The organism is Pantoea sp. ANP04, assembly GCF_041982285.1.
Taxonomy (GTDB): Bacteria; Pseudomonadota; Gammaproteobacteria; order Enterobacterales; family Enterobacteriaceae; genus Pantoea; species Pantoea eucalypti.
The window spans coordinates 1-20,312 of record NZ_JAUTYS010000024.1 but is presented as its reverse complement, the minus strand read 5'-3'; the positions used below and the strand labels follow the sequence as shown (position 1 = coordinate 20,312).

Here is a 20,312-nt window from a genome sequence, read left to right as displayed (position 1 = left end):
ATCCATAGCTCAGCTGGATAGAGTACTCGGCTACGAACCGAGCGGTCGGAGGTTCGAATCCTCCTGGATGCACCATCTTCTTCAGTTTTAAGTTCCCTCAATGAATTTGGCGTAATCATCGCTAAGACCTCAAAAGAGACATACTTTTTTATACCCTGTACAGCAAGCGCTGAACGAGCATCCTGAACTGCTCCCCTGCAGTTACCCTCTGGCTTTACCCACACTGTTTTCCTGCCTGATCTGCCCCATTGATTCATCATCCTGACTTAAGCGACACGTAACACATTTTCTCCGCCTCAGAGATCGCCATTTTACTGCCCACGCCCGTCCGCCACCGCTTGCCTGCCAGAGTAATGTTAAAAAATCGCTGAAAATTCGTACGGTTATCGCTGGCCGCGCACGATCACCTTTATCTGAAAACAAAAATTGCTAATGCTTTCAAAGCATTTGCTGTTCATCCCCCCTGGCGACAACCTGTCCACATTAGGCTAAAGTAATGTCTCATTTGGTGAATGTCCGGAGTGACAATGTACGATCAATATGACGGCCTGATTTTTGATATGGACGGCACGATTCTTGATACTGAGCCGACACATCGAAAAGCGTGGCGTCAGGTGCTCCAGCGTTACGGATTAACGCTGGATGAAGCACGTATTATCGACTTTAATGGCGCACCTGCCTGGCGGCTTGCGCAATTCATCATTGAATCCAATCAGTCGTCACACGACCCTCATCTTCTTGCTGCAGAAAAAACCGCTGCTGTGAAAGCGATGCTGCTGGAAAACGTTAAGCCGCTGCCTTTACTGGAGGTGGCGAAGGCGTATCACGGGCGTCGTCCTATGGCTGTGGGGACCGGAACTGAACATAGCATGGCAGAGGCGTTACTGACGCAGCTTGGCGTGCGTGAGCTCTTTACGGCAGTCGTCGGCGCTGACGACGTACAGCATCATAAACCTGAGCCTGAGACCTTCTTGCGCTGCGCTGAGTTGATGGGTGTGGCGCCGGCACGTTGTGTGGTGTTCGAAGATGCAGACTTTGGTATTCAGGCCGCTAAAGCGGCAGGCATGGCAGTGGTGGATGTTCGTTTACTGTGAGTGAAGTACTTACCTATGCCTCGATGTTTGGCAGCAGTTTTCTGAGTGCGACGCTCCTGCCGGGAAGTTCTGAAGCATTACTGATAGCACTATTGATAGCAAAAAAGACATCAGTTTACGGGTTGCTTGTAGCCGCATCACTGGGAAACACCTTGGGCGGTTTAACCAACATTCTTATTGGTCGCCTGCTGCCGTTAAAACGTCAGGGGCGATGGCATGACACAGCAATGACGTGGTTGCACCGACTGGGACCAGCAGCACTTTTATTCAGCTGGCTACCGGTGATAGGTGATCTGCTCTGCGTTCTCGCGGGCTGGTTACGTTTCGCCTGGCTGCCAGCGATACTGTTTCTCGCTGTCGGTAAAACACTGCGTTATATCGTTATCGCGACTGCCACATTACAGGGTATGCAATGGTGGCATTGATTCGCACAGATTCGGGGCTACGGTTAACATTATGCTGAACAAAAATAAATTATTATCACAGCGGGGGGGTAATGTGATCCCGGACGTATCTAAAGCGCTATCCTGGCTGGAAGCGCATCCCAATGCCCTTAAAGGGATTGGTCGTGGCATCGAGCGTGAAACGCTGCGTGTACAGGAAAATGGCGATCTGGCAAAAAGCGGCCACCCGGAATCTCTGGGCTCGGCGCTGAAACATGACTGGATCACTACTGATTTTGCCGAAACGTTACTGGAATTCATCACGCCAGTGGATCACAGCATTGATCATATGCTGGCGTTCCTGCGCGATATCCACCGTCACGTTGCCCGTGAACTCGGTGATGAACGCATGTGGCCATTCAGTATGCCGTGCGTCATTGACGATGCTGACAATATTGAGCTGGCGCAATATGGCACATCCAATATCGGTAAGATGAAGACCCTTTACCGCGAAGGTCTGAAAAACCGCTACGGCGCGTTAATGCAGACGATCTCTGGCATTCACTATAACTTCTCGCTGCCACTTTCTTTCTGGCAGGAGTGGGCTGACGTGAAAGATCAGGAAAGCGGAAAAGAGACTATCTCCGCAGGTTATCTGCGGTTGATTCGTAACTACTATCGCTTCGGCTGGGTGATACCTTATCTGTTTGGCGCATCACCGGCTATCAGCTCCAGTTTCCTGCAGGGTCGTGAGAGTGCGCTGCCATTTGAAACCAATGACAAAGATACGATGTGGCTGCCGTATGCCACCTCGCTGCGTCTGAGCGATTTAGGCTACACCAATAAATCGCAGAGCGCTCTGGGCATCACGTTTAACTCGCTGGAAGGCTATGTCACTGCGCTGAAAAAAGCGATCAAGACGCCGTCAGATGAGTATGCAGCGATGGGCACCAAAGATGCTGACGGTAACTGGCTGCAGCTCAACACTAACGTGCTGCAGATTGAGAACGAGCTCTATGCGCCCATCCGGCCTAAGCGTGTTACACGCTCGGGTGAAGCGCCTTCTGATGCGCTGCTGCGCGGTGGCATCGAATACATTGAAGTACGTTCACTGGATATCAATCCGTTCTCTGCCATCGGCGTCGATGAGAATCAGGTTCGCTTCCTCGATCTGTTCCTGATCTGGTGTACCCTGGCGGATGCACCGGAAATGAGTGCAGATGAGTTGCAATGCACCCGCAAAAACTGGAATCGGGTGGTGCTCGAAGGGCGTAAACCGGATCAGAAAATTGCGGTGGGTTGTGGAGAAGCGGAACATTCGCTGGTTGAAGTGGGCAAAACCCTGTTTGCCGACCTGCGCCGGGTTGCTGAAGTCTTAGACAGTCACAATCAGGACAGCACGGAATATCAGCAGGTTTGTGATCAACTGGTAGCATCCTTTGATGATCCTGAGCTAACCTACTCGGCGCGCATCCTTCAGGCAATGAAGGATAATGGTGTAACCGGCACCGGCGTGGCACTGGCTGAACAGTATCGCCATATGCTCTGTGAAGAACCGCTGGAAGTGCTGACAGAAGAAGATTTCACGCGTCAGGCGCAGGAATCTGTTGCTGCACAGCAGCAGCTGGAAGCAAATGATAAGCTGGATTTTGAAGCGTATCTGGCGAGCCGGGAAGGGTAGAAAAGAAAAAGGCCACATCAATGTGGCCAAATTAACATCTCTGTTGTCAGGGATGATGATGATAACAAATGCGCGTCTTTCATATATTCAGACGTTGGGCGAACAGAAAAGTTTCATCGTTTTAAAAAAAATTCTCAGAACAGGAGGTGACGTATGCCACTACTGGACAGTTTTACCGTTGATCACACCATCATGGGCGCACCGGCAGTCCGCGTTGCGAAAACCATGAAGACTCCGCATGGCGATACGATTACCGTTTTTGACCTGCGTTTTTGCCGTCCGAACATTGATATCCTCACTGAGCGTGGCATTCATACGCTGGAGCATCTCTTTGCCGGCTTCATGCGTGATCACCTGAATGGTGACGGTGTGGAAATCGTCGATATCTCGCCAATGGGCTGCCGTACCGGCTTCTACATGAGCCTGATTGGTACGCCAGACGAGCAGCGCGTTGCGAAAGCGTGGAAAGGGGCGATGGAAGATGTTCTGAAAGTGAAAGATCAGAACCAGATCCCTGAGCTGAATGAATATCAGTGTGGCAGCTACAAGCTGCACTCACTGGATGAAGCGCAGCAGATTGCCCGCAATGTGCTGGCGCATGAGATCGGCGTTAACCGTAATGACGATCTGAAACTGCCTGCTGAAAAGCTGAAAGAACTGCACATCTAGTCAGGGCTTCTCTGCTAAAAAAAACGCCGCATCATTTCGATTGCGGCGTTTTTTTATGGCTTCAGGAACCGACCGATTTTTTCAGCGGCGTCTTCGGCGTGATGCGCACCTGTTTAATCATATTATCCTGCACGTCCAGAATATCGACGTTGTAATGGCCAATCTGAACACGTGTGGCATTAGAAGGGATCTCCTCCAGCGCTTCCAGTAACATGCCGTTGATGGTACGCGCTTCCTGCTCTGGCAGATCCCAGTTAAAGGCCTTATTGATTTCGCGCACGCTGGCACTGCCTTCAATCAGCACGGAGCCATCATTCTGCGGCATCACTTCTTCCGCCAGCGACGGTGACATGGAGGTAGTGAAGTCACCGACAATCTCTTCCAGAATGTCCTCTATCGTCACCAGCCCTTTGATGTCGCCATATTCATCCACCACCACGCCCGCTTTCTCTTTATTGCGCTGGAACTTCACCAACTGGGTGTTCAGCGGCGTTCCTTCGGGGATGTAGTAGATTTCATCGGCGGCGCGTAGCAGCGTCTCTTTAGTGAACTCTTTTTTCTCCGTCATCATGCGCCAGGCTTCACGCACACGAAGCATGCCGACGCAGTCATCCAGTGAATCTCTGAACAGCACAATGCGGCCATGAGGTGAATGGCTTAGCTGGCGCACGACTGACTTCCAGTCATCGTTGATGTTGATACCAACAATCTCATTACGCGGCACCATAATGTCGTCAACGCTGACTTTCTCCAGGTCGAGCACGGAGAGCAGCATGTCCTGGTTACGGCGTGACATCAGGCTACGCGACTCATAGACAATGGTGCGTAACTCCTCTTTGCTCAGCGCTGAGTTAACAGAGCCGTCAGAGCGAATACCTGCCAGGCGCATCAGCAGCCGGGTAATGGTGTTCAGCAGCCAGACCAGCGGTAGCATGATGTATTGCAGCGGAGTAAGTAAAAAGCTGCTCGGATAGGCCACTTTTTCCGGATAAAGGGCCGCCACGGTTTTGGGTAACACTTCAGCGAAGACCAGCACCACGAAGGTCAGCACGCCGGTTGCAATGGCGACACCCGCATCACCATACAGACGCATTCCGACAATAGTGCCTAACGCGGAAGCAAGGATATTGACCAGGTTATTACCAATCAGCACCAGACTGATCAGACGATCCGGGCGGCGCAGCAGTTTTTCGACACGTCGAGCTGCGCGATCACCATTTTTAGCCTGATGGCGCAGTTTATAGCGATTCAGTGTCATCATGCCGGTTTCAGAGCCTGAGAAATAAGCTGAAACCAGTACCATGATGCAGAGAATAATAATCAGCGTGGTAGTTGAAACATTCTCCAACGCAAAACTTCCTTTTTAACGAGAACCAGGGACAAGCAGATGCTGCAGGATGCGGCTGCCGAAGTAAGCCATGGTCAACAGCACCGCACCGCTGCAGTTAAACCAGACGACGCGGCGACCACGCCAGCCTTCATGATAGTGCCCCCAGAGCAAAACGATATAAACAAACCACGCGATGATCGAGAGCACGGCTTTATCGACGTTTTCTGCGCTGAAGAGATCCTGCATATAAAACAGACCGGTGCAGAGCACCAGCGTTAACAGCACGACGCCAACCTGGGTGATATGAAACATCTTACGTTCGATGGTCAGCAGCGGCGGCATATCCTGGGTGAACGCCAGTCGCTTGTTTTTTAACTGATAATCGATCCACGCCAGCTGCAGCGCATAAAGCGCGGCGATGATCAGCGTTGCGTAGGCGAACAGCGACAGGCCGATGTGGATCATCATGCCTGGCGTAGTTTCCAGATGCGTGATGAACGCATTGGGGACAAAGGTGGCAAAGGCCAGATTGATCAGCGCGAAGCTATAAACAATCGGCAGCAGTAGCCAGCCACGGTTGCGTGACGCCACAATGGTCATGATGGCGCAAATCAACAGGCTGACCAGTGAACCAATGTTAAGCAGGCTTAAGTTCTGTCCGCTATCAATAGCAAATATGCGTTGCTGCAAGGCCACCGCGTGTGTCACCAGCGCCACACAGGCAGAGAGCATCGCCATTCGCCGCCAGCCGCCGTTACGTTTCAACAGGCTGGGAATGATCAAGGCAAGACTTAAGGAGTAGGCGAATAGCGCCACTATCGCGAAAACGAACATAGATCCTTTCAGGTTCAGTCAGATAAGGAAAAAGGCAGTATAGCGCCAGCCGAAGCAGGCTCCAAACGATCTGAGGGGCAATTGCAGAGATCGCCGAGGCTTCGTGTTATAATCCGCCGCATTCTGCCGATCAGGCGCCTCGCGATCTTTTTTTTAGTGAGAGACCATGTTTGATAATTTAACCGATCGTTTGTCGCAAACCCTGCGAAATATCAGCGGCCGCGGAAGGCTGACTGAAGAGAACATCAAAGAGACCCTGCGTGAAGTGCGCATGGCACTGCTTGAGGCTGACGTTGCGTTGCCGGTGGTGCGTGACTTCATCAACCGTGTGAAAGAGAGCGCGGTCGGTCATGATGTGAATAAAAGTCTGACGCCAGGTCAGGAGTTTATCAAAATCGTACGTAACGAACTCGTTGCGGCGATGGGTGCAGAGAACAACGCACTCGACCTGGCAGCACAGCCACCAGCCGTGGTGCTGATGGCGGGCCTGCAGGGTGCCGGTAAAACCACCAGTGTTGCTAAGCTGGGTAAATTCCTGCGCGAGAAGCACAAGAAGAAAGTTTTAGTGGTTTCTGCCGACGTCTATCGTCCGGCGGCAATTAAACAGCTGGAAACGCTGGCACAGCAGGTTGGCGTGGATTTCTGTCCGTCCGATCTCAGCCAGAAGCCGGTCGATATCGTCAACAATGCGCTGCGTGAAGCTCGTCTGAAGTTCTACGATGTGCTGCTGGTGGATACCGCCGGCCGTCTGCACGTTGACGAAGCAATGATGGACGAAATCAAACAGGTTCATGCGGCGATCAAGCCGGTAGAAACCCTGTTTGTGGTCGATGCCATGACCGGTCAGGATGCCGCAAACACGGCAAAAGCCTTTAATGAAGCGCTGCCGCTGACCGGTGTTATTCTGACCAAGGTTGACGGTGATGCACGCGGTGGTGCGGCGCTGTCAATTCGCCATATCACCGGCAAACCGATCAAATTCATGGGCGTCGGTGAAAAGACCGAAGCGCTTGAGCCATTCTACCCGGAGCGTATTGCTTCGCGTATCCTGGGCATGGGTGACGTACTCTCCCTGATTGAAGACATCGAAAGCAAAGTTGACCGCGATCAGGCGGAGAAACTGGCTAAGAAGCTGAAAACCGGCGACGGTTTTGATCTCAATGACTTCCTTGAGCAGCTAAAGCAGATGCGCAACATGGGCGGCATGGCCAGCCTGATGGGTAAACTGCCGGGTATGGGACAGCTGCCAGATAACGTAAAGTCGCAGATGGATGACAAAGTGCTGGTGCGCATGGAAGCCATCATCAACTCGATGACGCGCAAAGAGCGTGAGAAACCAGAAATCATCAAAGGCTCGCGCAAGCGCCGTATTGCTACCGGTTCCGGTATGCAGGTGCAGGACGTTAACCGCTTATTAAAGCAGTTCGACGACATGCAGCGTATGATGAAGAAAATGAAGAAGGGCGGTATGGCGAAAATGATGCGCGGCATGAAGGGTATGATGCCGCCAGGTTTCCCTGGCCGCTAAAGCGTTCCACAAAAAAGCCCGAAAAGGCACGGTTTGGGTTGCTTTTTTCGCCAAAATGAGTAAAATTTTCGGGCTTTTTATACAGCACCCGGACCCCGTTCCTCGATGGGGGCCGGGTGTTTTATTAACTGAAGAGGATGTTATGGTAACAATTCGTTTGGCACGTCACGGCGCTAAAAAGCGTCCGTTCTATCAGGTCGTCGTCACTGACAGCCGCAATGCACGCAACGGTCGTTTCATCGAGCGCGTTGGTTTCTTCAACCCGATCGCATCTGGTCAGGCTGAAGGTCTGCGTCTTGATCTGGATCGTATCGAGCACTGGGTTGGCCAGGGCGCAACGCTTTCTGACCGCGTTAACGCGCTGGTCAAAGAAGCTAAGAAAGCAGCTTAATCTGTCACGGTGGTGAGCATGAGCAGACAACTTGCCGCACAGCCTCCTGTTAACCCAATTGTGTTGGGTAAGATGGGAGCCGCCTACGGTATTCGCGGCTGGCTCAAAGTGTTTTCCTCCACTGAAGACGCTGAAAGCATCTTCAACTACCAACCCTGGTTCATCCAGCGCGCCGGTAAATGGCAGCAGGTCGAACTGGAAGGTTGGAAGCACCACAATCAGGACCTGATCATCAAAGTCAAAGGCATTGAAGATCGGGATGCGGCGGCTCAGTTAACCAATTGCGAAATTCAGGTTGACTCGACGCAGTTGCCATCGCTGGAAGAGGGCGACTACTACTGGAAAGACCTTATGGGCTGCCAGGTCGTTAACCTTGAAGGCTACGAGATGGGTAAAGTCATCGATATGATGGAAACCGGCTCGAACGACGTTCTCGTCGTTAAGGCAAACCTGAAGGATGCGTTCGGTGCTCAGGAGCGGTTAATTCCGTTTCTTGATGAACAGGTTATCAGGAAAGTCGATCTCTCTACTGGCGTCATTGAGGTAGATTGGGATCCTGGTTTTTGATCTCCGAATCGAACGGTAACGTAACGGCGAATACAATGTGGATTGGTGTTATTAGCCTGTTTCCAGAAATGTTTCGCGCTATTACCGATTACGGGGTAACTGGCCGGGCTGTAAAAAACGGTCTGCTCAGCATTCAGAGCTGGAGTCCTCGTGATTTCACTCACGACCGGCACCGTACCGTGGATGATCGTCCTTACGGCGGCGGACCGGGAATGCTGATGATGGTACAACCCTTACGGGATGCCATCTCCGCAGCGAAAGCAGCGGCAGGTGAAGGGGCCAGGGTGATATATCTTTCACCTCAGGGTCGCAAACTGGACCAACAGGGCGTTTGCGAACTGGCGGCACGGGACAAGTTAATTCTGGTCTGTGGCCGTTATGAAGGGATTGATGAGCGCGTAATCCAGACCGAAATTGATGAAGAATGGTCAATCGGTGATTACGTTCTCAGTGGCGGGGAACTGCCAGCGATGACGATGATTGACGCAGTCGCCCGGTTTATTCCCGGCGTACTCGGCAAGCAGGCGTCAGCCGATGAGGATTCGTTCTCTGAAGGTTTGCTGGATTGTCCGCACTATACCCGACCTGAAGTGTTAGACGGCGTGGAAGTCCCGGCAGTATTACTGTCAGGTAACCATGCTGATATTCGCCGCTGGCGTCTGAAGCAGTCGCTAGGCCGTACCTGGCTGAGAAGACCTGAACTTCTGGAAAACCTGGCTCTGACTGAAGAGCAAGCAAGGTTGTTGAATGAGTTCCAGCGGGAATCTCAGCAGCAACAAAACGATGATGTGGAAGAGTAAGCTCTTCCCCGACTATCAGTTTACCCAGGATATGAGATTTAATTATGAGCAACATTATCAAGCAAATTGAACAAGAGCAGATGAAACAGGACGTACCTTCCTTCCGCCCGGGTGATTCCGTGGAAGTGAAAGTATGGGTCGTTGAAGGTTCTAAAAAACGTCTGCAGGCATTCGAGGGCGTGGTTATCGCTATTCGTAACCGCGGTCTGCACTCTGCATTCACTGTTCGCAAAATTTCTAACGGCGAAGGCGTTGAGCGTGTATTCCAGACTCATTCACCTGTAATTGACAGCATCGCTGTTAAACGTCGTGGCGCTGTGCGTAAAGCCAAACTGTACTACCTGCGTGAGCGTACTGGTAAGTCTGCTCGTATTAAAGAGCGTCTTAACTAAGGTATCGCTAACGCGACATCTAAAAGTTAATAGCAAACAAGGGGTTGGCATCTGCCAGCCCCTTTTTTATGTCAGTGCCATCCTTGCAGCCTGCAGTCAACCGGCGTCCGGCCGGTGAAAATGATAAATCGCCGTATTAACCGGTCCCGCCTCTAATACGATCAGGCCATAGCGACAGCCAATAAACTGACCGCCGCACTTTTCAGCGACTCTCCGACTGGCCAGATTGTCCTCCGCCGCCAGAATTTCAATCAACCGGGTCTCCGGTCGTGAAAACCCCAGAGGGAGTAGCTTTGCCACCGCGCGGCTGGCAATTCCCTGGCGCTGAACGTCACTGCGAACCCAGTAACCTATTGCGCTGGTGTCACCCGGATGGCGGGCAAAGCGTATTCCTGCGCCCCCCAGCAGCTGGTCATGCTGATCAACAATCGCAAACTCTTCCGCTTCCTCCTTCATCCGTTGCCAGTGGGTAAAGCGGATCCAGCTTTCGGCATCATGAGGCTGGTAATCGTGATGCGCCCAGACCATCCACGGGATCAGGCTGTCCAGAGAAGCATTGACCGCAGCGGTAAACGCGGAGACGTCGCTTAGCAGAAAAGGTCGGAGGGAGATGTTCAGTGGGGAGGCGTGCATAATGGACTCAGCCTGAAAATAAACAATATTCTCATTTTGCCTGCAACAGACAGAAACGCAATAAGAGTGTATGTAAACTTTATTTTACATTAAGGAGGCTGTAATTAATCCCGTTATCAAATTTAAATAAATGATATATATGATCTTATTTGTCGTTAGGTTGGTTTATTCAGACCTGTGGTAATAAATGTGTACATGTAATCTTGCGCTATGTATTGTCTGTGATACAGTATTTGCAATCCTCAATGAGGAGCCCTTATCCGCTATATCGAGCCAAAGGATCGCCATCATGCAAAAAGACGCGCTGAACAATGTGCATATCGCCGGTGAACAGGTATTGATCACGCCTGAAGAACTGAAAGCGAAGTTTCCACTGACAACTGAACAGCAGGATCAGGTCGCGGCGTCCCGCCAGACTATCTCTGACATTATTGCCGGCCGCGATCCGCGTCTGCTGGTGGTGTGCGGACCCTGCTCGATTCACGATACCGAAGTGGCACTGGACTATGCTCGTCGTCTGCAAACGCTTTCTGAACAGCTGAAAGATCAGCTCTATATTGTGATGCGCGTCTATTTTGAAAAACCCCGTACTACCGTTGGCTGGAAAGGGCTGATCAATGATCCTTACATGGATAACTCGTTTGATATGGAAGCGGGTCTGCATATTGCGCGCCAGCTGCTGGTGAGCCTGGTTGAAATGGGCTTGCCGCTGGCCACAGAAGCGCTGGATCCGAATAGCCCGCAATACCTGGGCGACCTGTTCAGCTGGTCGGCGATTGGCGCACGGACGACAGAATCTCAGACGCACCGTGAGATGGCCTCGGGCCTGTCGATGCCAGTTGGCTTTAAAAATGGCACCGATGGCAGTCTGGGCACAGCAATCAACGCGATGCGTGCTGCTGCAATGCCGCACCGTTTTGTCGGGATTAATCAGGCCGGTCAGGTCTGCCTGCTGCAGACTCAGGGCAATCCGGATGGTCACGTAATTCTTCGTGGTGGCAAAGCGCCGAACTACGGTCCCGAAGATGTCGCGCAGTGTGAAAAAGAGATGCTGAAGGCGGGACTGCGTCCAGCCTTAATGATAGATTGCAGCCATGGCAATTCGAATAAAGACTACAGCCGTCAGCCTGGCGTAGCGGAATCCGCTATTGCGCAGATCAAAGACGGAAACCGTTCAATCATTGGTTTGATGCTGGAAAGCCATATCAATGAAGGTAACCAGTCTTCTGAGCAGCCGCGCAGCGAAATGAAGTATGGCGTTTCCGTAACCGATGCGTGCATCAACTGGGAAGTGACCGAAACGTTGCTGCGTGAGATGCATCAGGATCTGCAGGGAGTGCTGTCGGCGCGTCTGTCACAAGAGGTGTAAGAGCAATGGTGGCTGAACTGACCGCGTTACGCGATCAAATTGACAGTGTTGATAAGGCGCTGCTGGATCTGCTGGCTAAACGGCTGGAGCTGGTGGCTGAGGTGGGGGAGGTGAAGAGCCGTTATGGTCTGCCTATCTATGTCCCTGAGCGTGAAGCGTCAATGCTGGCTTCGCGTCGCAAAGAGGCAGAGGCGCTCGGCGTCCCCCCGGATCTGATTGAAGATGTGCTGCGTCGTGTGATGCGCGAGTCCTATACCAGCGAAAATGACAAAGGCTTTAAAACCCTCTGTCCTGAACTGCGCCCGGTGGTGATTGTCGGCGGCAAAGGCCAGATGGGCCGGTTGTTTGAAAAAATGCTCGGCCTGTCAGGCTACACAGTTAAAACGCTGGATAAAGAAGACTGGCCTCAGGCTGAAACGCTGCTCAGCGATGCCGGTATGGTCATCATCAGTGTGCCGATTCACCTGACCGAGCAGGTTATTGCACAGCTGCCGCCACTGCCGGAAGATTGTATTCTGGTGGACCTGGCTTCTGTGAAAAACCGGCCTCTGCAGGCGATGCTGGCCACTCATAATGGTCCGGTGCTGGGTCTGCACCCGATGTTTGGCCCGGACAGCGGCAGCCTGGCAAAACAGGTGGTGGTCTGGTGTGATGGCCGACAGCCGGAAGCGTATCAGTGGTTCCTGGAGCAGATTCAGGTCTGGGGTGCGCGTCTGCATCGTATCAGCGCTGTAGAGCATGACCAGAACATGGCGTTTATTCAGGCACTGCGTCACTTTGCCACCTTTGCCTACGGTCTGCATTTAGCTGAAGAAAACGTGAATCTTGATCAGCTGCTGGCACTCTCATCGCCTATCTATCGACTGGAGCTGGCAATGGTAGGGCGGTTGTTTGCTCAGGATCCGCAGCTTTACGCGGATATCATCATGTCGTCAGAGAGTAATCTGGCGCTGATCAAACGTTATTACCAGCGCTTTGGTGAAGCGATTGCGCTGCTGGAGCAGGGCGATAAACAGGCATTCATTGCCAGCTTTAACCGGGTCGAGCAGTGGTTTGGCGATCACGCGAAACGCTTCCTGGTGGAAAGCCGGAGTCTGTTACGCTCGGCCAATGACAGTCGGCCATAAACGAAAAAGGCATCCCTGCGGATGCCTTTTTGCTATTCAACGGTTTCATCGCCGGGTTCAGCGGGTATCACATTCTCGCTGGGATAGCAGCCCAGCACCTTCAGAGAGCGGGTCATGGTCTGTAACTCCTGCAGAGCCTGCTGCATCCGCTCTGATTGCAGGTTACCCTGCACATCAATGTAAAACATCTCTTCCCACGGATTGCCATTAATCGGGCGTGACTCCAGCTTGCTCATAATCAGGTTGTGCTGACGCAGCACCAATAGTGCATCAACCAGTGCACCCGCCTGCTGGCCGGTTGCCATAATCAGTGTCGTTTTCGCTGGCACCTGATCTGAAACCTCGATGGCTTTTCGGGCGAGCACGATAAAGCGGGTATGGTTCTGCTGCTGGTTTGCCAGATTACGTTCCAGCACCTGCAACTGATAGAGCTCACCACCGGCTTCACTGCCTAATGCTGCCACCTTAGGTGAGTTGAGCGCAGCCACTCTCTCCATTGCTGCTGCGGTACTCTCGGTATATTCGATTTTCCAGTGCGGGAAACGGTTAATAAACTGGCTGCACTGCTGGAAGGGCTGAGGATGGCTGTACACCGTCTCAATCTGCTGCAGATCGGTGGGGCCATTCACCAGCACGCAGTGGTCGATAGGTAAGGTCAGTTCGCCCACGATAGAGAGGCTGGTCTGTTGCAGCAGATCGTAGACATCATTGATCGAGCCCGAACTGGTGTTCTCAATCGGCATCACGGCGTAATCAGCCAGGCCATTTTCGACCTGCTTGATGATGTCGTGAAATTTCAGGCAGCCACACTCCACCATGCTGTCGAAATGACGTGACGCGTAGTTGCGTGCGGCAAGGTGCGAGTAAGAGCCTTTCGGGCCGAGGAATGCGATACGGGCGGCATGCGCATGAGGATGGTTGAGATTTTTCTGCAGCAGTGCTTGCTGAGTCAGCACTGAATCTTCAATAACCAGCTGGAACAGCCGGGTGATGTAGTGCGCATCCAGTTTATGCGCTTTACCCAGTACAATCAGATTCTCCAGCAGCGCACGTTCGCGTTCCACATCCCGAATCGGGCGATGCGTGGCAAGTTTTGCATGTGCGACTTCCACTGCCAGCAGACGACGCTCGGCCAGCAGCGTCAGAAGTTTTTTATCCACTGCGCTGATCTTATCGCGTAACGCCAGCAAGGGATTGTCGGGATTCATAGGGCTCACCTGTATGCTATCCAATAAAAAAGCCTCCCGGTTGGGAGGCTTCGTTGTTCGTCTTCGCTTTCATTTTCACACGACGAATAGCCTCCCGTTCAGGGGAAGGTAAAAAAGAAAGCGAAGAAAAACAGAGTGGGTTTCATCGTAATGTCCGAAATGTGAGTGACCTGAGAGTAACCGTACTGCTTAAAAGCTGTCAATAAAAAACGCGCCCGGAGGCGCGTTAAGGAAATCAGGACTCTTCGTCGGCGGGGATAATGTCTTTTACGCTGGCACTGGCGCGGCGGGCTTCAGACTTATGCTGAACTTTATTCAGCTGACGTTCGAGTTTCGCAATCAAATCGTTGATGGCGGTATACATATCGTCGTGCTTGGCGCTGGCCACCAGAGTCCCGTTCGGTGTGTTAATAGTGGCATCAGCCACGAATTCTTTGGGCTCTTTGGACAGGACAATATGCGGATTAATCAGGTCGGTTTGCCATTTTTCGAGCTTGGCGAGACGGTCTTCAACATGGCTTCGGATTGCCGGGGTGATGTCCATTTGTTTACTGGTAATGTTCAGAATCATTATTCTTACCTCTCTGTCATTTCCGTCTTGGTCTTCTCAGCATAGCGCGAAAAAACGTTAAATGTGAGATTTTGATCACGAAAAAATGTCACTTTTTGTCAGTTACAACATTCTGTGAGAAAGGCAGAGAAACTCGCTGAAATGGCTTGAAGCGAAACGATTAACACGGCATGCTGGATGAGTTAGCTCGCTGGAATCAGATCCAAATCTGACTGTTCTTCGGGCAAAAAAAAGCAGCCATCGCAGGCTGCTTTTTTTGTGGCTGAAATCTGTCGGGCTATCAGCTTTTGTTGACTGCAATGATTTTCGCCACTTTGTCAGCTTCAGCGTTCAGCTGCAGATTACGGTAAGCATTTTCCATCAGTGGCAGGGCATCGTGTGTCGCCTGCGTATCCGGATAATCGCGCATCATACCCTCTACACGGTTAACAACCGCGACATAAGCCTCACGCTTAGTATAGAATTGCGCCACTGACAGCTCATATTTAGCCAGACGGTCTTTCAGATAGACCAGGCGTTTCTGAGCATCAGCCGCATACTGGCTGTTCGGGTAATTACGCAGCAGCTGGGAGAAGTCGCGGAAAGCATCACGAGCGTGCGTCGGATCGCGGTCAGAACGATCAATACCAAAGAAGCCCTGCAGCGCGGAGTCATCCAGCGCCATGTCCGTCAGACCTTTCATATAGATGACATAGTCAATGTTCGGATGCGTGGGGTTCAGACGCATAAAGCGAGCAATGGCAGCCTGCGCCAGGGGCAGATCGGCATTTTTATAGTACGCGTAGATTAAATCCAGCTGCACCTGCTGCGAATAAGGACCGAACGGATAACGATTATCCAGCGCTTCCAGTTGCTTAATCGCGGCTTTAAAGTTACCGTCCTGCAGCTTTTGCTGCGCTGTAGCATAGATTTCAGAAGGCGGGTTGTCCGGTACCGCGTCATTTGAGCCGGAACAACCAACAAGTGCCAGGCTCAGTGTGGCAGCAGCCACCAGATGTTTCATACGCGTCATGACGAAGTGATTATCCTCAAATGTTATGGCGGAAGCTGTCCGTATAGCTCCCGGTAATGACCAGGTACGATAGCACATTATATTAAACGGCATCGCCGTGAAAACCCAACGTTAACGAAGAAGCTGTATATGGCACAACAAGTTCAACTCACCGCAACGGTATCCGAATCACAACTCGGACAACGTTTAGATCAGACTTTGGCGGAATTGTTCCCTGATTATTCACGTTCCCGCATAAAAGAGTGGATCCTCGATCGTCGCGTTACTGTAAACGGCGTTATGGTCGATACCCCCAAAGAAAAAGTGCTGGGCGGCGAGCTGGTCGCGATTGACGCTGAGATCGAAGAGGCACAGCGCTGGGAACCTCAGGATCTGCCACTCGACATCGTTTATGAAGATGAAGACATTATTGTCATCAACAAACCACGTGACTTTGTGGTTCACCCTGGCGCCGGTAATCCGGATGGCACGGTGTTAAACGCCTTACTTCATCACTACCCTGCGATTATGGATGTGCCACGCGCCGGCATCGTACACCGCCTGGATAAAGACACCACCGGTTTAATGGTGGTCGCGAAAACCGTTCCGGCTCAGACGCATCTGGTGGACTCGCTGCAGCGTCGCGAAATCACCCGTGAATATGAAGCGGTCGCGATTGGCAATATGACGGCGGGCGGCACGGTTGAGCAGCCTATCAGCCGTCACTCCACCAAACGTACCCATATGGCGGTTCATCCAATGGGCAAACCGGCGGTGACGCATTATCGCATCATGGAGCATTTCCGGGCTCATACCCGTCTGCGTCTGCGTCTGGAGACGGGTCGTACTCACCAGATCCGTGTGCATATGTCTCACATCAGCCATCCGCTGGTGGGCGATCCACTTTACGGTGGCCGCCCGCGTCCGCCAAAAGGGGCATCAGAGGCATTTATTACTACGCTGCGCGGTTTCGATCGTCAGGCACTGCACGCCACGATGTTGCGCCTCTATCATCCAATCAGTGGTATTGAGATGGAATTCCATGCTGCGCTTCCACAGGACATGGTTGATTTAATCGCGGCGTTAAAAGCAGACACTGAAGAATTTAAAGACCAGATGAATTGGTGATGAGTCTGATTACGCCGCAATGGCCCGCCTCGTCACGCGTTCGGGCCTGCTCGACGCAGCGACAGGGTGGCGTAAGCACGTCGCCCTGGGATGCGCTGAATCTCGGCGGGCACGTGGGAGATAATCCGGATGCGGTGGCGCGTAACCGTCAGTTGCTGGTGGATAAGGCGGATTTGCCCGCTATGCCGCAGTGGCTGGAGCAGGTTCATGGCACGGAGGTCGTGCGTCTGACTGCAGGCGGAAGTACGCCATTACGTGCTGATGCCTGCATTACCGATCAGCCCGGCGTCGTCTGCGCCATCATGACCGCTGACTGTCTGCCGGTGCTGTTCTGTTCGCAGGATGGGACGGAAGTGGCGGCAGCACATGCAGGCTGGCGCGGGCTCTGTGCCGGTGTACTGGAAAATACGCTGGCGCAGTTTCGTTCTCCGCCTGAGCAGATTCATGTCTGGCTGGGGCCGGCCATCGGACCGGATGCGTTTGAGGTTGGCGCAGAAGTGCGTGAGGCTTTTATGGCGCAGGATCCCCGCGCTGTGCAGGCTTTCCGTCCTTCAGGCGACCGTTTTTACGCTGATATCTGGCTGCTGGCGCGTATGCGACTGCAGGCAGCGGGCGTGAATTCAATCAGCGCTGACAGCCGTTGTACCTTTACGCAGCGCGATGATTTCTTCTCCTTCCGTCGCGATGGTATCACCGGGCGTATGGCAACTTTAATCTGGCTGTTATAACCTTACGCCATAAGACGGTCCAGTTAGCGTGTTTTTTACTCAAATCTCAGGTCATTAACCTTGAAATTTTTGAGGGATGACCTCATTTAATCTCCAGTAGCATTTTGACCTGTAATGGGAGGAATTATGCGTCTGGATCGTCTTACTAACAAATTTCAGCTGGCTCTCGCCGACGCGCAGTCCCTGGCTCTGGGACACGACAACCAATTCATTGAACCTCTGCACCTGATGAGCGCATTGCTTAAACAGGAAGGCGGATCGGTTTCACCTTTACTGACTTCGGCGGGTGTCGACGTTACGCCTTTTCGCGCTCAGGTTGAGCAGGCCATCGATCGCCTGCCACAAGTTGAAGGCAGCGAAGGGGACGTTCAACCTTCATCTGACCTCGTCCGGGTATTAAACCTGTGCGATAAGCTGGCGCAGAAGCGCAACGATAACTTTATTTCATCAGAATTATTTGTTCTGGCCGCTCTGGAATCTCGTGGCTCACTGGCCGATCTGCTCAAAGCAGCGGGCGCAACACGCGAAAAAATCACCGGTGCGATTGAACAGATGCGGGGAGGAGACAACGTGAACGATCAGGGTGCTGAAGATCAGCGCCAGGCATTAAAGAAATACACCATCGATCTGACCGAGCGTGCCGAGAAGGGCAAACTCGATCCGGTCATCGGCCGTGACGAAGAGATTCGCCGCACTATTCAGGTTCTGCAGCGCCGTACCAAAAATAACCCGGTGCTGATTGGTGAACCTGGTGTGGGTAAAACTGCGATTGTTGAAGGGCTGGCGCAGCGCATCATTAACGGTGAAGTGCCTGAGGGCCTGAAAGGTCGTCGGGTGCTGGCGCTGGATATGGGTGCACTGGTCGCCGGGGCGAAATATCGCGGTGAGTTCGAAGAGCGTCTGAAAGGGGTGCTGAGCGATCTGTCGAAACAGGAAGGCAACGTCATTCTGTTTATCGACGAACTGCACACTATGGTCGGTGCGGGTAAAGCGGACGGTGCGATGGACGCGGGCAATATGCTTAAGCCTGCGCTGGCGCGTGGTGAACTGCACTGCGTGGGTGCCACCACACTGGATGAGTATCGTCAGTATATCGAGAAAGATGCCGCGCTGGAGCGTCGTTTCCAGAAAGTCTTCGTGGCTGAGCCAGGTGTGGAAGACACCATCGCGATTCTGCGTGGCCTGAAAGAGCGTTACGAACTGCATCATCATGTGCAGATCACTGACCCGGCCATTGTCGCGGCAGCAACGCTGTCTCATCGTTACATTGCTGACCGCCAGCTGCCGGATAAAGCCATTGACCTGATTGATGAGGCGGCATCCAGTATTCGTATGCAGATGGACTCCAAGCCGGAGTCACTCGATCGCCTGGAGCGCCGTATCATTCAGTTGAAGCTGGAGCAGCAGGCGCTGAAGAAAGAGGCGGACGATGCCAGCATCAAGCGTCTTGAAATGCTGGAAACCGAGCTGAATCAGAAAGAGCGTGAATACGCTGAGCTGGAAGATGAGTGGAAGACAGAGAAAGCCTCGCTGTCCGGCACGCAGAACATCAAAGCTGAACTGGAGCAGGCGCGTCTGAATTTAGAGCAGGCCCGTCGCCAGGGCGATCTCGCTCAGATGTCAGAGCTGCAGTACGGTAAAATTCCGGCACTGGAAAAACAGTTAGCCGCAGCGACTCAGGCTGAAGGTAAAACCATGAAGTTACTGCGCAACCGCGTAACAGATGTGGAGATTGCCGATGTACTGGCGCGCTGGACCGGTATTCCGGTGGCACGCATGATGGAAGGTGAGCGTGATAAGTTGCTGCGCATGGAGCAGGATCTGCATGGCCGGGTCATTGGACAGGATGAAGCGGTAGAAGCGGTATCGAATGCCATACGCCGTAGTCGTGCAGGTCTCTCTGATCCTAACCGGCCTATCGGCTCTTTCCTGTTCCTGGGTCCAACCGGGGTAGGTAAAACCGAACTGTGTAAGTCGCTGGCTAATTTCCTGTTCGACAGTGACGATGCGATGGTGCGTATCGACATGTCCGAGTTTATGGAAAAACATTCGGTCTCACGGCTGGTGGGTGCACCTCCGGGCTACGTCGGCTATGAAGAGGGCGGTTATCTGACCGAAGCGGTGCGCCGTCGTCCTTATTCCGTCATCCTGCTGGATGAAGTTGAAAAGGCGCATCCTGATGTCTTCAACATTCTGCTGCAGGTGCTGGATGATGGGCGTCTGACGGATGGACAGGGCCGTACGGTCGATTTCCGTAACAGCGTGGTGATCATGACCTCTAACCTGGGGTCAGATTTAATCCAGGAGCGGTTCGGTAATCTCAGCTATCCGGAAATGAAAGATATTGTGATGGGTGTGGTCGGACAGCATTTCCGTCCTGAATTCGTCAACCGTATTGATGAGGTAGTGGTGTTCCATCCGCTGGCGGAGAAACACATTGCCTCCATTGCGCAGATTCAGCTGCAGCGGTTGTACAAACGTCTGGATGAACGTGGCTATCAGCTGCACATCTCCGATGATGCGATCAAACTGCTGGCGGAAAATGGGTATGACCCGGTCTATGGTGCGCGTCCGCTGAAACGTGCGATACAGCAGCAGATCGAGAACCCGCTGGCTCAGCAGATCCTTGCAGGTTCGCTGGTGCCGGGTAAAACCATCGAAATGGATGTCGTTAACGACGTCATAACGGCACATCAGTAATAGTGCGAATCGAAAAACGGGCCTCTGGCCCGTTTTTTTTACCCTTTAAAGGGGTTTTTGCTTACTTACTGTTCTTTTTGGCTGCAAAGTGAACGGTCAGAAAAAAAGTCTTAATTTGCACTTGCGCTATCTCAGCCGTTCCCTATAATGCGCCTCCACTGACACGGCAAACCGGCAACGGAAAACGG

Annotated in this window: 21 protein-coding genes and 1 other annotated feature; of the genes, 14 read left to right on the top strand and 7 right to left on the bottom strand. The window is 52.5% G+C overall.

Going from position 1 to position 20,312, the window contains the following annotated elements:
* The first annotated feature begins 527 nt into the window (after positions 1-527).
* The 4 genes from yqaB (at position 528) to luxS (ending at position 3,827) form a co-directional block, all read left to right on the top strand.
* On the top strand, positions 528-1,094 hold the full coding sequence (gene yqaB / locus Q7C21_RS21875; protein WP_154926991.1) for a fructose-1-phosphate/6-phosphogluconate phosphatase: 567 nt from the start codon (positions 528-530) through the stop codon (positions 1,092-1,094).
* Positions 1,091-1,519 carry a YqaA family protein gene (locus Q7C21_RS21870; protein ID WP_154926992.1) on the top strand — a complete coding sequence of 143 codons (429 nt, stop codon included), beginning with the start codon at positions 1,091-1,093 and terminating at the stop codon, positions 1,517-1,519. Before yqaB ends, Q7C21_RS21870 begins: the two co-directional genes overlap by 4 nt.
* Before the next feature lie 31 nt (positions 1,520-1,550).
* Positions 1,551-3,158, top strand: a complete 1,608-nt coding sequence (gene gshA / locus Q7C21_RS21865) for a glutamate--cysteine ligase (RefSeq protein ID WP_003849050.1) — start codon at positions 1,551-1,553, stop codon at positions 3,156-3,158.
* Between the two features lie 153 nt (positions 3,159-3,311).
* Entirely contained in the window at positions 3,312-3,827 is a 516-nt protein-coding gene (gene luxS / locus Q7C21_RS21860) for an S-ribosylhomocysteine lyase (protein WP_003849049.1), read from the top strand.
* Between the two features lie 61 nt (positions 3,828-3,888).
* Here luxS and Q7C21_RS21855 read toward each other — a convergent pair whose 3' ends face one another.
* Positions 3,889-5,175 (bottom strand): HlyC/CorC family transporter, encoded by a 1,287-nt coding sequence (locus Q7C21_RS21855; protein ID WP_187512983.1) that lies wholly within the window; start codon positions 5,173-5,175, stop codon positions 3,889-3,891.
* 15 nt (positions 5,176-5,190) lie between these two features.
* The gene (locus Q7C21_RS21850; protein WP_003849045.1) at positions 5,191-5,991 is read right to left on the bottom strand and encodes an inner membrane protein YpjD; all 801 of its coding nucleotides are present in this window, start codon (positions 5,989-5,991) and stop codon (positions 5,191-5,193) included.
* Between the two features lie 166 nt (positions 5,992-6,157).
* Here Q7C21_RS21850 and ffh point away from each other — a divergent pair, with 166 nt between their 5' ends.
* The 5 genes from ffh (at position 6,158) to rplS (ending at position 9,669) form a co-directional block, all read left to right on the top strand.
* Complete coding sequence (ffh, locus tag Q7C21_RS21845; RefSeq protein ID WP_003849043.1) at positions 6,158-7,519, top strand: signal recognition particle protein; 1,362 nt, start codon at positions 6,158-6,160, stop codon at positions 7,517-7,519.
* A gap of 142 nt (positions 7,520-7,661) precedes the next feature.
* The gene (rpsP, locus tag Q7C21_RS21840; RefSeq protein WP_003849041.1) at positions 7,662-7,910 is read left to right on the top strand and encodes a 30S ribosomal protein S16; all 249 of its coding nucleotides are present in this window, start codon (positions 7,662-7,664) and stop codon (positions 7,908-7,910) included.
* Positions 7,911-7,928: 18 nt separating this feature from the next.
* Positions 7,929-8,477, top strand: coding sequence for a ribosome maturation factor RimM (gene rimM / locus Q7C21_RS21835; protein WP_003849039.1), 549 nt, complete (start codon positions 7,929-7,931; stop codon positions 8,475-8,477).
* A 35-nt stretch (positions 8,478-8,512) separates the two neighbouring features.
* Positions 8,513-9,277 carry a tRNA (guanosine(37)-N1)-methyltransferase TrmD gene (trmD, locus tag Q7C21_RS21830; protein ID WP_003849037.1) on the top strand — a complete coding sequence of 255 codons (765 nt, stop codon included), beginning with the start codon at positions 8,513-8,515 and terminating at the stop codon, positions 9,275-9,277.
* A gap of 44 nt (positions 9,278-9,321) precedes the next feature.
* The gene (gene rplS, locus Q7C21_RS21825) at positions 9,322-9,669 is read left to right on the top strand and encodes a 50S ribosomal protein L19 (protein ID WP_003849035.1); all 348 of its coding nucleotides are present in this window, start codon (positions 9,322-9,324) and stop codon (positions 9,667-9,669) included.
* Positions 9,670-9,765: 96 nt separating this feature from the next.
* Here the strand turns inward: rplS and Q7C21_RS21820 are convergent, their stop codons facing one another.
* Positions 9,766-10,302: a GNAT family N-acetyltransferase gene (locus Q7C21_RS21820; RefSeq protein ID WP_008927086.1), complete on the bottom strand. Its 537-nt coding sequence runs from the start codon at positions 10,300-10,302 to the stop codon at positions 9,766-9,768.
* A 289-nt stretch (positions 10,303-10,591) separates the two neighbouring features.
* Between Q7C21_RS21820 and Q7C21_RS21815 the strand changes: the two genes are divergently transcribed.
* Entirely contained in the window at positions 10,592-11,671 is a 1,080-nt protein-coding gene (locus Q7C21_RS21815; protein WP_286865594.1) for a 3-deoxy-7-phosphoheptulonate synthase, read from the top strand.
* Positions 11,672-11,676: 5 nt separating this feature from the next.
* The gene (tyrA, locus tag Q7C21_RS21810) at positions 11,677-12,798 is read left to right on the top strand and encodes a bifunctional chorismate mutase/prephenate dehydrogenase (protein ID WP_008927085.1); all 1,122 of its coding nucleotides are present in this window, start codon (positions 11,677-11,679) and stop codon (positions 12,796-12,798) included.
* 32 nt (positions 12,799-12,830) lie between these two features.
* Here tyrA and pheA read toward each other — a convergent pair whose 3' ends face one another.
* The 4 genes from pheA to bamD all read right to left on the bottom strand — a co-directional run bounded on the left by pheA (position 12,831) and on the right by bamD (position 15,589).
* On the bottom strand, positions 12,831-14,006 hold the full coding sequence (pheA, locus tag Q7C21_RS21805) for a bifunctional chorismate mutase/prephenate dehydratase (protein WP_008927084.1): 1,176 nt from the start codon (positions 14,004-14,006) through the stop codon (positions 12,831-12,833).
* Positions 14,007-14,028: 22 nt separating this feature from the next.
* Positions 14,029-14,153: a sequence feature (Phe leader region), on the bottom strand.
* Positions 14,105-14,152 carry a pheA operon leader peptide PheL gene (gene pheL, locus Q7C21_RS21800; protein ID WP_197066373.1) on the bottom strand — a complete coding sequence of 16 codons (48 nt, stop codon included), beginning with the start codon at positions 14,150-14,152 and terminating at the stop codon, positions 14,105-14,107. Its footprint overlaps the feature before it by 48 nt.
* Before the next feature lie 88 nt (positions 14,154-14,241).
* Positions 14,242-14,577, bottom strand: a complete 336-nt coding sequence (raiA, locus tag Q7C21_RS21795; RefSeq protein ID WP_003849030.1) for a ribosome-associated translation inhibitor RaiA — start codon at positions 14,575-14,577, stop codon at positions 14,242-14,244.
* Between the two features lie 280 nt (positions 14,578-14,857).
* Entirely contained in the window at positions 14,858-15,589 is a 732-nt protein-coding gene (gene bamD / locus Q7C21_RS21790; protein WP_003849029.1) for an outer membrane protein assembly factor BamD, read from the bottom strand.
* A gap of 129 nt (positions 15,590-15,718) precedes the next feature.
* Here bamD and rluD point away from each other — a divergent pair, with 129 nt between their 5' ends.
* The 3 genes from rluD to clpB all read left to right on the top strand — a co-directional run bounded on the left by rluD (position 15,719) and on the right by clpB (position 20,124).
* Positions 15,719-16,696: a 23S rRNA pseudouridine(1911/1915/1917) synthase RluD gene (gene rluD, locus Q7C21_RS21785; RefSeq protein ID WP_003849028.1), complete on the top strand. Its 978-nt coding sequence runs from the start codon at positions 15,719-15,721 to the stop codon at positions 16,694-16,696.
* Positions 16,696-17,424, top strand: a complete 729-nt coding sequence (gene yfiH / locus Q7C21_RS21780) for a purine nucleoside phosphorylase YfiH (RefSeq protein ID WP_039660792.1) — start codon at positions 16,696-16,698, stop codon at positions 17,422-17,424. The genes rluD and yfiH overlap by 1 nt, the downstream gene beginning before the upstream one ends.
* Before the next feature lie 114 nt (positions 17,425-17,538).
* Positions 17,539-20,124 carry an ATP-dependent chaperone ClpB gene (gene clpB / locus Q7C21_RS21775; protein WP_182630296.1) on the top strand — a complete coding sequence of 862 codons (2,586 nt, stop codon included), beginning with the start codon at positions 17,539-17,541 and terminating at the stop codon, positions 20,122-20,124.
* Positions 20,125-20,312: the final 188 nt, after the last annotated feature.